Source organism: Inquilinus sp. OTU3971 (assembly GCF_038440215.1).
Genome location: NZ_JASATH010000013.1, coordinates 1 through 13,470 on the forward strand (window position 1 = coordinate 1; position 13,470 = coordinate 13,470).

Here is a 13,470-nt window from a genome sequence, read left to right on the forward strand (position 1 = left end):
CTGCTCGGCGCGCGGCTGCCGCGGCCGATCCCGGACGAAGAGGAACTGACCATCGAGTTCCGGCCCGGCGCGGTCAGCAGCCCGCTCACACGTCATCCACTGGCCAAAAGGAGAACCGCAACCCTGCTCAATCACGATCACTCGGTGGGTCAATTCTTTTGCGATGTCGTCGAACTCTAGGACACAGGGGAGAGTGACATGATCATTCGTCGACTGTCCGACGTGAAGACCGTGGAATGGGGCAATGGCCTCAGCCGCCGGTTTCTGCTGAATGCCGACGGGATGGGATACTCGCTCACGGACACCGTGGTGCGGGCCGGAACGCGGTCGCTGCTCGAATACCGCAACCATCTCGAGGCCTGCTACTGCATCGAGGGACGGGGCATGGTCGAGGATCTCGACGGCACCCTCCATCCGATCGAGCCCGGCGTGATGTACGCGCTCGACCGGCACGATGCGCACTACCTGATCGCGGATCCGAACGAGGATCTGCGCCTGGTCTGTGTGTTCTCGCCGGCGCTGCAGGGGGATGAGCGCCACAGCTTGGCGGGGGAAGTCTCGTCGCACTACTAGCGCCGGGGCATCCGTCTGCGCGCCGGTCTTCGGGGGAGGGCGCGCAGCGGCACGGGCGTCCGGGACCGTGGGGGGCTCGGTCCCGGACGTCCAGCGCCGGCCGGGCCGGTGCTTCGGGGGGAGAGGGAGCATGATCGCTTGGACCGAGGACCAGCTCAGGCTGCGCGACGCGTTGCGGCGCTGGCATGAGCGCCTGAGCGCCGATCACATCGAGCTCGACCGGCGCGCCGTGTTTCCGGACGCGCTCTGGCGGCTGGTCTGCGAGAGCGGCCTGCTGCGGGTGCCTTTCGACGAGCGGTGGGGCGGGCTGGGCCAGGACCTCCTGACCACCATGTCCCTGCTGGAGGATCTCGGCCATGGCTGCCGGAACGGCGGGCTGATCTTCTCGATCTGCACCCATCTGTGCAGCACCGGCGTGCCGATCCAGCGCTTCGGGTCCACGGCGCTGAAGGACCGCTACATGGCGGGTCTGTGCGACGGGGCCACGATCGGCGCGCACGCGATCACCGAGCCGGGCAGCGGTTCGGATGCGCTGAGCATGCGCACCACCGCGCGGCTTTCGGCCGATGGCGACGGCTACGTCATCAACGGCAGCAAGACCTTCGTCAGCAACGGCCCGGTGGCCGACCTGTTCGTCGTCTATGTGCGCACCGAGCCGAAGCATGGGGCGCTGGGCGTCACCGCCTTCGTCATCGAGCGCGGCACCCCGGGCTTCAGCATCGGCCGGCCGATCGAGAAGATGGGGCTCAGGACCTCGCCGCTGTGCGAGCTGTTCTTCGACGATTGCCGGGTCCCGAAATTCAGCGTCCTCGGCGGCCCCGGGCTGGGCTTCTCCATCCTCGATCATGTGATGAAGTGGGAGATCCTCTGCTCCTTCATCGTCAATGTCGGCGAGATGCGATACCGGTTCGAGCGCTGCGTCGACTATGCCAAGACGCGCCGCCAGTTCGACCGGCCGATCGGGTCGTTCCAATCCGTCGCCAACAAGATCGTCGACATGCTGATGCGGCTGGAGACATCGCGGATCTGGCTGTACCAGACCGCCCGCCGGTTTCTGAACGACGAGAACGTCACGACCGACATTTCGATCGCCAAGCTGCTGGCCAGCGAAGGCAATGTCGCGTCGGCGATGGACGCGGTCCAGATCTTCGGCGGCAACGGCTACATGACCGAGTTCGGGCTGGAGAAAGACCTCAGGAACGCCGTCGCCGGCACGATCTATTCCGGCACATCGGAAATCCAGCGCGACCGCATCGCCAAGATGCTCGGCCTCTGATCGATTGCCGTTCACGCATCGATACCGGCATTCGCAAACATCAGCCGGAACAGAGTTCTTCAACGAAGCCGAATTGTTACCGGAAATAACACTTTGTTACACGCCAATCTGCTCTAATCCACCCATGCATTGCACTCCAACCAATGGAGATCTCATGTCGTACCGACTGGCAGCCGAACAGGGATCGGCCTTGGGAGTAAAGACCAGGGCCGGTCGTGCGCTGAATACCCAACGCCAGCCCAGTGAACTTCAGCGGGGGCTGCCGCAGGAATACATCGCGGACTTCGTCAACGTCGCCAAATCCTACCGGTCGGGAAGCGTGATCGTCCCGGCGCTGCGCGGCATCTCCTGCCGCATCCCGATCGGCGAGACGACCTATGTCGTCGGGCCTTCGGGCAGCGGCAAGACGACCTTCCTGAACCTGCTGGGCGTGATCGACAAGCCCGACACCGGGTCGATCACGATCATGGGCACCGATGTCGGCGGCCTGTCGGACGGCGCCGCCGCGGATTTCCGGTCCCGCAGCATCGGCTACATCTTCCAGCATTTCAGCCTGATCCCCGTTCTCTCCGCCAAGGAGAACGTCGAATACACGCTGCTGCGGCGCCGCCTGCCGCGGATGGAGCGCGAGGACCGGGCGGAGAAGTATCTCCGCGCCGTCGGGCTGCAGGACATGCTCGACCGCCGGCCCGGCGCGCTCAGCGGTGGCCAGCAGCAACGCGTCGCGATCGCCCGCGCCCTGGCCGGCGAGCCCGCCATGATCATCGCCGACGAGCCGACGGCGAACCTGGACTCGCGGACCTCGCGCGAGATCGTCGAGCTGATGGCCCGCATCCAGCAGGACTGCAACACGACCTTCGTCTTCTGCACCCACGACATGGAGCTGATCCGGGGGCACGGCAACCTGCTCCACATCGTCGACGGGCAGATCGAGCATTCGGAGAAATCGCCATGATCTGGCAAGTCGCGACGCGGAACCTGTTCCGCAACCGCCGGCGGTCGCTGATGACCGTCCTGGCCATCGCCATCAGCGGCATGGCGATGCTGCTGTTCGGCGGCTTCGTCACCTCGATCTGGTTCGGCCTGCAGACCTCGATCGTGCAGGAGCAGGGCCATATCCAGATCTTCAAGCGCGGCTACATGGAATACGGGGCCGCCGATCCGGACGCCTACACCATCGACGACTACGAGGCGGTGCAGCACGCCATCCGCGACAATCCCGGGCTCAGCCGGCAGATCGCGGTGATCACGCCGCAGATCGCGCTGGGCGGCATCGCCGGCAACAGTCGCGAGGACAACAGCAAGACCTTCATCGGCAAGGGGGTGATCCCGTCCGACTTCAACCAGATGCGGACCTGGGACAGCTGGCAGCTGGGGCTGCGGCAACCCGCCGTCGATCTGGCCGCCGCCGATGTCGACGGCGCGATCGTTGGTGTCGGCATGGCCCGCATGATCGGGCTCTGCGACGAGCTGAAGGTGGCGGCCTGCCAGGATCCGCCGGCCCATCCGGCGGCCGGGGGCGGGGAGACCGCGGATTTCTCGGAGCTGGTCCAGCCGGTCGCCGACGCGGCGAACGCCGCCGGGGCCGCCGGCGAGACCCGGCCGCGCCTCGACCTGCTGGCCGCGACCTCCGCCGGCGCGCCCAACATCGTCAGCGTCTTCGTCAACAGCGCCATGGCGCAGCCGATCCGCGCGGTCGACAACGCCATGGTCATGCTGCATTTCGACCAGGCCCGCACCCTGCTCTACGGCAGCGACAGGAAGGCGACCTCGCTGGTCATCCAAGCCTTCGATCCGGAGACGGTCGGCGCCCTGCGGTCCCAGCTGCAGACCCATCTCAAGGACGCCGGCTTCGATCTCGAGGTCCTGACCTTCGACGAGGTCGATCCGACCTTCCCGCGGATCTTCGGCATGTTCTCGGTGATCTTCGGCGCGGTCGCGCTTGTCCTGACCATCGTCATCGTCTTCACCATCATCAACACCGTCACGATGACGGTGATGGAGCGGATCAACGAGGTCGGGACGATCCGGGCGCTTGGCCTGCGCCGGGGCAGCGTGTTCCGCCAGTTCCTGACCGAGAGCTTCCTCCTCGGCCTGGTCGGGGCGCTGCTGTCGCTGTTGCTGGGCGTCGCCGTGGCCGCGCTGCTGAACCAGGCCGGCATCCAGTGGACGCCGCCCAGCAACGCCACGCCGATGACGATCCACCTGATGGTGACAGAGAACCCGATCCTGATGGCCGGGACGGTGGCCTTCCTGGCGCTGGTGACGGTCGCGGCCTCGATCCTGCCCGCGTCCAACGCCGTGCGCATCCCGATCGTCCGGGCCCTGCATCACGCCTGAGGAAAGGAGAACAGCAGATGAACGCTCGATCGAAGTGGACAGCCCTTGCGGGCCTGGCGGTCTTCGCCGCCCTGCTCGCCGCCGGACCGGCAGAGGCCGGGGCGGACGCGGTCGCGCTGCTGTCGCGCGCCGACGCGATCCGCAACCCGCAGACATCCTTCATCGTCGATGTCGATCTGGTGGCCTATGAGAAGGGGCGCAAGACCGACAGCACGACGGTGACGACGCATTCCCGCAAGGACTCGAACAACGGCCAATTCCTGAGCCTCGTCTACATCGAGCAGCCGAACCGGGACGAAGGCAAGATCATCCTGCGCAACGGCAACCTGCTGTGGTTCTTCGACCCGGCGTCGAAGGCCAGCGTCCGGCTGTCGCCGCGGCAACGCCTGGTCGGCAACGCCTCCAACGGCGACGTCGTGACCGCCAACTTCGCCCTCGACTATCAGGTCGAGCTGATCGGCGAGGAGGAGGTCATGGACGGCGACCGCCGGATGACGCCGGCCTACCGGCTGCACCTGACGTCGGAGAGCGACATCACGCCCTACAACGCCATCGATCTGTGGGTCGACAAGACGACCTCCCGGCCGGTGAAGGGGGAGTTCTTCACCCAGAGCGGGCGGCTGCTGAAGGCGGCCTGGTATCGCGGCTGGCGGCCGGTGCTCGGGGAGACGCGGCCGACCGAGGTGGTGATCGCCGACGGCTTCGATCCGCAGAACGTCACGCTGATGCGGATGTCCAACTTCCGGACGCAGGACCTGCCGCAATCCTGGTTCAGCAACAGCTGGCTGCCGAGCTTCCGGAAGCCGTGACCCGCCATGGCCCCTCTCCGTACCCTCTGCCTGGCCGCGATCCTCGGCGCCGGGACGGCAGCGCCGGCCGCAGGCCAGGTAGAGCCACCGGTCCTGCCGGAGGTGCCGGAGATTCCGGCCGGGGCGGATACGGGAGAGGGCACGGCGTCGCCGCCCACGGGCCAGGCCGGCCCACCGATCCTGCCGGACCTACAGGAATTTCCGGCCGGCGCCGAGGGGCCGGAGGGCGACGACTCCGAGGGCGGGGCGGGCCGCGGCGGGCCGTTCCAGTTCAAGGTCGCCTCGACCGGCTTCTTCACCTCGTACCGCGATCCGGTGGTACCGGTGGGGCCGCCGGGGCCGGAATGGGCAGATCGATTGGATCTCAGAATGTACGGGCATCCGTCTCTCAGTGACCGCGTCGGGCTCCTGGCCAATCTCCGGCTGCGCACGCGCTTCGCCGACGGCGAGGACTACGAGCTCGACGAGGACAGCCATCTCGACGTCCAGGAGCTCGCCTTCGACGTGAAGGCCACGGACTGGCTCAACCTCGAAGCCGGCCGGATCAACATCCGCAGCGGCGTCGCCACCGGCTTCAACCCGACCGACTGGTTCAAGGTCGACAGCCTGGTCGTGGCCGACACCTTCGACACGATGGATCGGCGCGAGGACCGGCTGGGCACCGTGGTCGCCCAGGGCATCTGGCACAATGACGACCTGGTCCTGGCGCTGGGCTACCGGCCCGAATTCGACACCGAGCCGGACCATTGGCTGACGGACGGCAAGGTCATGGGGCTTGGCCTCGACCGCACCAATGCCGACACCGCCGTCTTCGCCAAGCTGACTCCGCTCGGCTCGACCAACCTGTCGACGACCTTCCATCTGTTCTACGAGCCGGACCAGCCGGGCGCCGGCGTCGAGCTCAGCATGGCGGTGTCGGAGACGGTGGTGCTGTTCGGCGAGTGGTCCGCCCAGTACCGCTACAACCTGGTCGACGAGAGCAGCCGGTGGACGCCGCTGCCGGACGGGGTGCGCCGCGCGCTGGGGGGCAGCGGGCATCGCAGCCTGCAGAACCAGCTGGCGGTCGGCGCCACCTGGTCGCTGCCCTTCGACTGGGTCGGCAACGAGGACGTGACGCTGACGGCCGAATACCATTTCAACCAGGCGGGCCTGTCCGCCGGCGAGCTGGCGGAATGGTTCGATGCGGGACGCTCGGGCGCGGCCAGCCCATCGGCGCTGTGGGCGGTGCGCAGCAACGCCTCCCGGCGGCAGGAGCCGCTGACGGAGCACCAGCTGTTCTTCCGCTTCGCCTGGACGGACCTGTGGGATGACGCGGATCTCAGCGCGATCGCCTTCGTCTCGCCACAGGATGGCAGCGCGCTGATCCAGGCCGACCTCGACGTCGACGTTCTGGACGCACTGCAGCTGGGAGTTTCGACCTATGTCGCGACGGGCGGGAACGAGAGCGTGTTCGGCAGCCAGCCGTCCCAGTTCGGTGCCAAGCTGTCGCTTACCTATGTGTTCTGAGGCGGGCGATGCGCGATCATCCCGGGCACGCCACACGGTTGATAACCTTCGGCCCTGTTTCGGCTATGATTTCGGCTGCAATCGCGACAAGAGGAGCCGGCCATGAAGGTTCTGCTGATCGACGATGATCTCGAGCTCGCGCGTGCAATGCAGCCCGTCCTGAAGACCTACAGCATCGACCTCGATGCCGCGCAGCGGCCCGAGGACGGGCTCCAGAAGCTGAAGAAAAATTCCTATGACCTGCTGCTGCTGGACATCATGCTGCCGAAGATCAACGGCTTCGACGTCTGCCGCCACGTCCGGGCGTCGGCGGGCGTCTACAAGCACATCCCGATCATCATGCTGACGGCGCGGACCGACCTGACCGACCTGGTCGTGGGGCTCGAGACCGGCGCCGACGACTATGTCACCAAGCCGTTCGAGCCGCGGGAACTGGTGGCCCGGATCCATGCCGTCCGGCGCCGCTTCGGCGTGCCGGAGAACGAGCCGGGCGGCGAGCACGAGCGCCGGGAGGCGTCGTTCTGCTTCCAGATCGACGGCACCCATCTGGTGGTCGATCGGGTGAACGCCCGGGTCTATGTCGGGCGGGCGAATGTGCCGCTGACATCGATGGAATTCGACCTGCTGGTCCTGCTGTGCAAGGAGGCCGGGCGGATCCTAAACCGGGACGACCTGATCTTCGCCCTGCAGGGCGTGAACCGGATCTACTCGCGCAGCATCGACGCCATGATCTACCGCCTTCGCCACAAGCTGCGATCCGTCAACTCCGATGTGGATTTCATCCGCACCGTGCGGGGCCGCGGCTACAGCCTGATCGGGCAGCGGGTGGTCAACGATATGGCCGGCGCATGACGATCGCGGCAACAAGCGGCGGCCTGATCTCCCGGCTGGCCTCCCGGTCGGTGTTCATGTCGCTTCTGGCGAACACGCTGATCTCGACGCTGATCGTGGCCGTGGTCGCGATCGCATGCCTGCAGCGCGTCGCCGACGAGCATCCGCGGCGCTACCTGTCCAAGGCGCTGTTCAACTACTTCATCAACACCCAGGACGTTGCGACGCTGCGCAACAGCCATATCGACGGCAACATCTTCGAGGTCTACCCGCTCGACAACCTGCCGAAGGATTCGGGCATCCCGTTCGACGAGCTCCTGGCGATGATCCGCAACGATCACGACGGGATCGCGATCACGACCTACAAGAACCGCTATATCGCCGCGGCGCTGAAGGACGACAAGATCGTCGTCCTGCCCCAGTTCGGCGAGCCGCTGTCGCAGCAGGCGATGACCCTGGTAGCGATCGTGCTGCTGACCATCATCTGCGTGCTCATCGTGAACTACTTCGCGATCCGGTACCTGACCGCGCCGTTCCAGGTGTTCAAGCGCGTCGTCCGCAACGTCGATTCGGGGAACCTGTCGTTCCGGGTGCCGATCGCCAAGACCTATGGCGAGTTCCGCGACCTGGCCAACAGCTTCAACGGGATGCTCGAACGGCTGGACCACGTCAACACCGCCCGCAAGCACATGCTGCTGGCGATCCCGCATGAGGTCCGGACGCCGCTGGCGCGGCTTAAGGTGCGCAAGGACCTGATCGAGGACGACAAGCTCCGCAACGAGATCTCCCGCGACATCGACAATGTCGGCGATCTGCTGGACGCGATCCTGGAGACCGAGCGGCACCAGAACAAGGAAGGCAAGATCGTCAGGTCCGAGATCGCCCTCAAGCCCTTCTTCCGCAACGCGATCTCGGAATGCTATCGCCAGCATCGGGGTCTGCAGGTGGAGCGGCGGCTGCAGCTCGACATGCGGACGGCGCACACGAAGTTCTATGCCGACGCCTTCGGCATGACCCTGGTGATCAAGAACCTGGTGTCCAACGCCGTCCGGTATGGCCTGAATCAGCCGATCCGCGTGGTGGTGGCGGATGGCGAGGAGCCGACGAATTCGCTCGTCATCTCGGTGGCCGATCAGGGCACCGGCATCCCTGCCGAAAAGATCCCCTTCATCACCGAGCCGTTCTGGAGGCTGGATGAATCGCGCCAGCGCGACTCCGGCGGCTACGGCCTCGGCCTCTATCTCTGCGACACCATCGTCAAAGGGCATGAAGGGAATCTGAAGATCCTCAGCCGACCCGGGGAAGGGACGACCGTGATGGTGACCCTCCCCGGGGCCCTCATCTCCGAGCAGAAGTAGAGGCGACCATGGCGCTCGCAGGACCGTCGACCGGCCCAACGGATTTCCTGGACTACCATTCGCCCGAGGTGCAGGGCTTCGTCGGCCGGGTGCTGGGCGAGGGCGACGGGTCGCAGCGGGACAGGGCCGTCAAGCTCTACTACGCCGTTCGCGACGGCATCTTCTACGAGATCTACAACGCGGATCTGTCGCGTCAGGGCCTGCGGGCCAGCGCGGTGATCCGGTCCGGCAGCGGCCTGTGCATCCACAAATCCATCGTCTATGCCGCCGCGGTGCGATCGATCGGCATTCCCAGCCGTCTGGTCCTCACGGATGCCAGAAATCATGTGACCTCGGACCGGCTGCGCCTGTTCGTCGGCGGCGATGTCTTCCACTACCACTGCTTCGTCTCGATCCAGCTCGAGGGCAGGTGGCTTCGGGCCACGCCGGTGTTCAACCAGAGGCTGTGCCAGCTCTACGGCATCCGGGCGCTGGAGTTCGACGGCCGGAGCGACAGCCTGCACCACCCCTTCGACGCGCAGGGCCGGAAATACATGGAGTTCGTGCGCGAACACGGGGAGTTCGACGATCTGCCCTACGACCAGGTGATCGCGGGCCTGCGGCAGGCGCATCCCAACCTGTTCGCGGGCGGTCACCGGTTCCGGACGGGCTCGCTGGCGGCCGATCTGGCCGAGCACTGAGCCGACTCATCGCACGCATCGGCCCCGGGACGCGATTGGCTGACCGGGCCGGGGGAGAAGGAGGGCGACATGGCGGGCGTATCGTCGATCGAGGGCGCGAGGGCCGCCGACACCATGCCCGAGCCGGGCACCCCGATCAGCCTTCGGATCGTGGTCCATCCGCGGCCGGAGCGCCTCGCGGAGTGCCGCCAGGCGCTGGCGGCGATGCTCGCGGCCGCCCGGGCCGCTGCCGGGTGCCGGCTGGCGATGCCGGTCTGGCAATCGGCCGGCCCGGCCTGGGCCGGCTGTGCCGTGATCCGGTTCGACAGCCGGAGCGCCTATCGGCTGTGGTGCCGGTCGGAGGCGTGGCGGTGCTGGCTGAACGCCCGGGCCGGTCTGGAGGATGCGCCGGCGGCGCCGGAGATCGTCGGGAGCGACGACGATGTCGAGCTCGTGCTGCCGCAGCGCCGGCCGGCGCCGCCACCCCGGCACAAGATGGCGGTCGTGATGATGGTCAGCGTCTATCCCACCATCACGCTGCTGCTCTGGCTGCTGTCGCCGCTCGTCGAATCCTATCCCCTGCCGATGCGGACCTTGATCCTGTCGGTGGTGATGGTGCCCCTCATGGTCTGGTTCATCGTCCCATGGGTCACGCGGCGGTTCGCCGGATGGCTGGCCGCCTCGCGCGGCGCGGGCCGCCTTCGGCCGGGCGCCGCAGGGCCGGGGTGACCGGATCGCGCGGGGCGGAGGCGATGCAGGGAGGTCGGCGATGATCGGCGTGAGATCGGCGGAACGGTCCGCGACGGATGGCAGTGCAGCGGGCGTTCGGGCCGGTGCGGGCGTCTGGCTGGTGTTCGCGGCCACGCTGCTGGCCGGGACCATGGCCGGCTTCTTCTGGTCGTTCTCCATCGTGGTGATGCCGGGGCTGGCCGCGCTGGACCCGCTGGACGCGATGGCGGCGATGCAGGCCATCAATGCCGCCGTGCGCAATGCGGTCTTCGGCCTGGTCTTCGCCGGGGCGATCGTGAGCTGCCTGGCGGTCCTTGTCCTGGCCGCGATCCACCGTCGCGGCGCCTGGTCCTGGCTCGCCCTTGCCGGCGCCGCGGTCTACGTCGCCGGAGCGGCCGGCACGACCGTCGGCTTCAACGTCCCGCTCAACCGCATGCTCGAACCCCTCGATCCGCGCCTGGCGGAGAATGCGCCGGTGATGCTGGGCTATCTCGAGGACTGGACGCGCTGGAACCATGTCCGCACCTTGGCCAGCCTCGCCGCCTTCATCCTGTTCTCGGCCGCCCTGGTGGCCGCGGCGACAGGGCGGGGCGGCCGGGCCAGCGGTCGATGAGGGCGGGCCATCAACCGGAGGATGGATGCGATGCAGTCACCCCGACGCCTTGTCCTTGGCATCTCCGGCGCCAGCGGCGTGGTCTACGCCGTCCGGCTGCTGGAGATCCTGCGCGAGCTTGCGGTCGAGACGCATCTGGTGATCTCCCGCGCCGGAGAGATGACCGCGGTCCATGAGAGCGTGCTGCCGGTCAGGGACATCCGCGCCCTGGCGAGCATGTCGTATGCCGTCAACGATGTCGGAGCCGCCATAGCGTCGGGCTCGTTCCGGACCATGGGCATGATCGTGGCGCCATGCTCGATGAAGTCGCTGGCGGAGATCGCCTTCGGCAACACCTCCAACCTGCTCACCCGCGCGGCCGACGTCTGCCTGAAGGAGCGGCGCCGGCTGGTCCTGATGGCCCGCGAGACGCCGCTGCATCTGGGCCATCTGCGGGCGATGACGGCCGTCACCGAGGCAGGCGGGATCATCTTCCCGCCCGTGCCTGCCTTCTATGCCAGGCCGCTCTCGATCGACGACATCGTCGATCATACCGTCGGCAGGCTTCTCGACCTGTTCGATCTCGATGCCGGACTCGTGAACCGCTGGACGGGTCTCGAGGTCGCAGAGCGAAAACGGCAGATGGGCATCGTCGCCTCGACCGGACGAGGGTGATCCCCGCCAGCGTGACCGCGCGGCAGAACCTGATGCAGCTGACCTGGGAGGGGGCTGCCCGGATGTACCCGGACCGGAGCTGATCGAACAGTTCAGCCCGCTGCGGGGCTGCTGGATTGCGATTCTGGCGGACTGGGGGGCGACACCATTGACGTCGTCACCTCGGCGCTTGTCCTCAACTTCATCACCGACCGGCCGGCGGTGCTGGCCGAGATGCAGCGGGTGCTGCGGCCGGGCGGGCTGCTGGGCTTCTATGTCTGGGACTATCCCGGCGGTGGGATCGGCTTCATCGACGCCTTCTGGAAGGCGGCCGCCGACATCGACCCGCGCGCCGCCGCCCTGGATAAAAGCCGCCGGTTTCCCTTCTGCACCCGGTCCGGGCTGCTGACGCTGTGCCGCGCGGCCGGCCTCCGCGCTCCGGTCATCGAGCCGATCGAGACCCAGATCGTGTTCCAACAGGAAGGCGTCATCCAGCGCCCGGGTGTAGCTTCGAAGGTAACGGCATCCTCCGTGGCGGCGCTGGCGCGGATGTGATCGACGGCGGCATCGGCACCGACCTCGTCACCTATTTCGGGGCCGGCGTCGCGGCAACGGTCGACCTGACCACCGGCATGGCAACCAGGCGTTCGGCTTCATCGGCACCGGCGCCATCGCGCTGGCGGTCTCGGACTTCGCGTTGGAACCGCGCGGCACCGCCATGGCGCGGATGGCGCCAGACGTCGAATAGATCCGGATTGCTGCTGGACCCTGACGATGTGGTTGTCCTCGCCGACCCGGCGAAAGACCGGGGACCGAGGACGGGGAGGGAAGGGCATCGCGATGCAACTGAAGCGCGGAACCGCCAATCTCGAAATCCACCGGATTCAGCTATCGCCCGGCGGATTTTCCATCTCTCGCAACTACCCTGTGGGGTTTTTACGAATCATCTTGCGACAATCTGGGCGATAGCAGAAATAAGAGGATAAATATCCTATATTGGATTCGTGGCATCTGTGTTTGTGATATAATATTTCCACGAAATACGGCTTTATGCTTTCTTCCAATATTAGAATACTCCCTTCTAAGATCTGTTAGTCTGACAGAGATTTGTGGAAAATCGAAAGGATATATCAAATTTCTGTCGCAGCCTTTGAGTGCGGCCGCCAACAATGGAGATCTGGATCGAGGCGTCCATTCTTTCGACTACGTGACAGCCTGATCCATACAAATAAATGTAAATCCTCGATAAGAGTTTTGCCGATTTCTATTGACCCATGCGCGGCTCGAAAGCATCCTGCGCCAAGACACATGTCCTGCCGTCTGCACGGCTCGGCTGCGGGGTCGCCGCCGCGGGATCCGCCAGATGGTCAGGGATACCGGTAATTCGAGATCGTCCGCTTTTTGCATTTTTCACAAGGAGATTGAGAATGTCCCCGACTGCGACTGAAAAGACCGCCGCGCCGGCTGCTTCGATCCTCGAAGAGGCGCCGCCGCAGAATGAGTTGCTGAACACGGCGAGAGTCGCCGGCGAGATCCTCGTCCCGGGCGCAAGCCAGTTGATCGCCGGCAACGTCGCCAGCGGCGTCGGGCATTTCCTGGCCAACGGCGTCGCGCTCGCGGTGCTCGCCCCGACGATGCCTGTGCTGGCTGCGCTGGCCGTGATCGGCATCCGGGCGAATTCGTACAGCATGAGCACCAGAGGGGCGGCCCTCTGGAAGAGGTAAGCAGGATCGAGTTGGACCTCGCCTGCGCCGTGATACGTCGCGTTTCCGCCTGAAGGGCAACGATCCGGCAGGAGTGCCTGCCCGGCAATTCCGCCGGATCGTCATTGCCGATCGCCGTGATATGCGACGGGCCCGGTGACCCCAATCCTGCGATCTCCCCCGCGGAGTCGTGCAACCGAATAGTTTCCGGCTCCCGGTGCTGTCCAGCGCTCGGATTGCCGTTGCTTTAGCCTTGCTCTGAAGCATCCGCGGGGTCGCTCTGCGGCATGTCGGAACTCGGATTGTCCTGGAGCGACCAGGATTTCCGACGATAGGCGAATACTGCCCGAATTTCCGAATACTGCCCGAATTTGTGGAAGCTGCAGTGATATCTCGCAAGCAGACTGCTGAATCTCAGCTAGACGATGATGGCAGGGCCC

15 protein-coding genes are annotated in these 13,470 nt (G+C 66.1%); all 15 read left to right on the plus strand.

What is annotated here, in order from left to right:
• Positions 1 to 180 (plus strand): hypothetical protein (locus AAHM41_RS05310; protein WP_342235477.1); only part of this gene is annotated, 180 nt, incomplete at its 5' end.
• Positions 181 to 198: 18 nt separating this feature from the next.
• Positions 199 to 573: an ectoine synthase gene (locus AAHM41_RS05315; protein ID WP_342235478.1), complete on the plus strand. Its 375-nt coding sequence runs from the start codon at positions 199 to 201 to the stop codon at positions 571 to 573.
• A gap of 130 nt (positions 574 to 703) precedes the next feature.
• On the plus strand, positions 704 to 1,849 hold the full coding sequence (locus tag AAHM41_RS05320; RefSeq protein WP_342235479.1) for an acyl-CoA dehydrogenase family protein: 1,146 nt from the start codon (positions 704 to 706) through the stop codon (positions 1,847 to 1,849).
• Between the two features lie 154 nt (positions 1,850 to 2,003).
• Positions 2,004 to 2,804, plus strand: a complete 801-nt coding sequence (locus tag AAHM41_RS05325) for an ABC transporter ATP-binding protein (protein ID WP_342235480.1) — start codon at positions 2,004 to 2,006, stop codon at positions 2,802 to 2,804.
• A complete protein-coding gene (locus tag AAHM41_RS05330) occupies positions 2,801 to 4,189 on the plus strand; it encodes an ABC transporter permease (RefSeq protein WP_342235481.1) in 1,389 nt (462 codons plus the stop codon). The genes AAHM41_RS05325 and AAHM41_RS05330 overlap by 4 nt, the downstream gene beginning before the upstream one ends.
• Before the next feature lie 17 nt (positions 4,190 to 4,206).
• On the plus strand, positions 4,207 to 4,998 hold the full coding sequence (locus AAHM41_RS05335) for an outer membrane lipoprotein-sorting protein (RefSeq protein WP_342235482.1): 792 nt from the start codon (positions 4,207 to 4,209) through the stop codon (positions 4,996 to 4,998).
• A 6-nt stretch (positions 4,999 to 5,004) separates the two neighbouring features.
• Positions 5,005 to 6,504, plus strand: coding sequence for a hypothetical protein (locus tag AAHM41_RS05340; RefSeq protein ID WP_342235483.1), 1,500 nt, complete (start codon positions 5,005 to 5,007; stop codon positions 6,502 to 6,504).
• A 102-nt stretch (positions 6,505 to 6,606) separates the two neighbouring features.
• Positions 6,607 to 7,356, plus strand: coding sequence for a response regulator transcription factor (locus tag AAHM41_RS05345; protein WP_342235484.1), 750 nt, complete (start codon positions 6,607 to 6,609; stop codon positions 7,354 to 7,356).
• A complete protein-coding gene (locus AAHM41_RS05350) occupies positions 7,353 to 8,693 on the plus strand; it encodes a sensor histidine kinase (protein ID WP_342235485.1) in 1,341 nt (446 codons plus the stop codon). Before AAHM41_RS05345 ends, AAHM41_RS05350 begins: the two co-directional genes overlap by 4 nt.
• An 8-nt stretch (positions 8,694 to 8,701) precedes the next feature.
• Positions 8,702 to 9,373, plus strand: coding sequence for a transglutaminase-like domain-containing protein (locus tag AAHM41_RS05355; protein ID WP_342235486.1), 672 nt, complete (start codon positions 8,702 to 8,704; stop codon positions 9,371 to 9,373).
• Between the two features lie 69 nt (positions 9,374 to 9,442).
• Entirely contained in the window at positions 9,443 to 10,081 is a 639-nt protein-coding gene (locus AAHM41_RS05360) for a hypothetical protein (protein ID WP_342235487.1), read from the plus strand.
• A 40-nt stretch (positions 10,082 to 10,121) separates the two neighbouring features.
• A complete protein-coding gene (locus tag AAHM41_RS05365) occupies positions 10,122 to 10,694 on the plus strand; it encodes an anthrone oxygenase family protein (RefSeq protein ID WP_342235488.1) in 573 nt (190 codons plus the stop codon).
• Positions 10,695 to 10,724: 30 nt separating this feature from the next.
• The gene (locus tag AAHM41_RS05370; RefSeq protein WP_342235489.1) at positions 10,725 to 11,348 is read left to right on the plus strand and encodes a UbiX family flavin prenyltransferase; all 624 of its coding nucleotides are present in this window, start codon (positions 10,725 to 10,727) and stop codon (positions 11,346 to 11,348) included.
• A 147-nt stretch (positions 11,349 to 11,495) separates the two neighbouring features.
• Complete coding sequence (locus AAHM41_RS05375; protein ID WP_342235517.1) at positions 11,496 to 11,882, plus strand: class I SAM-dependent methyltransferase; 387 nt, start codon at positions 11,496 to 11,498, stop codon at positions 11,880 to 11,882.
• A gap of 872 nt (positions 11,883 to 12,754) precedes the next feature.
• Positions 12,755 to 13,051, plus strand: a complete 297-nt coding sequence (locus tag AAHM41_RS05380) for a DUF6072 family protein (RefSeq protein WP_342235490.1) — start codon at positions 12,755 to 12,757, stop codon at positions 13,049 to 13,051.
• The last annotated feature ends 419 nt before the right edge of the window (positions 13,052 to 13,470 follow it).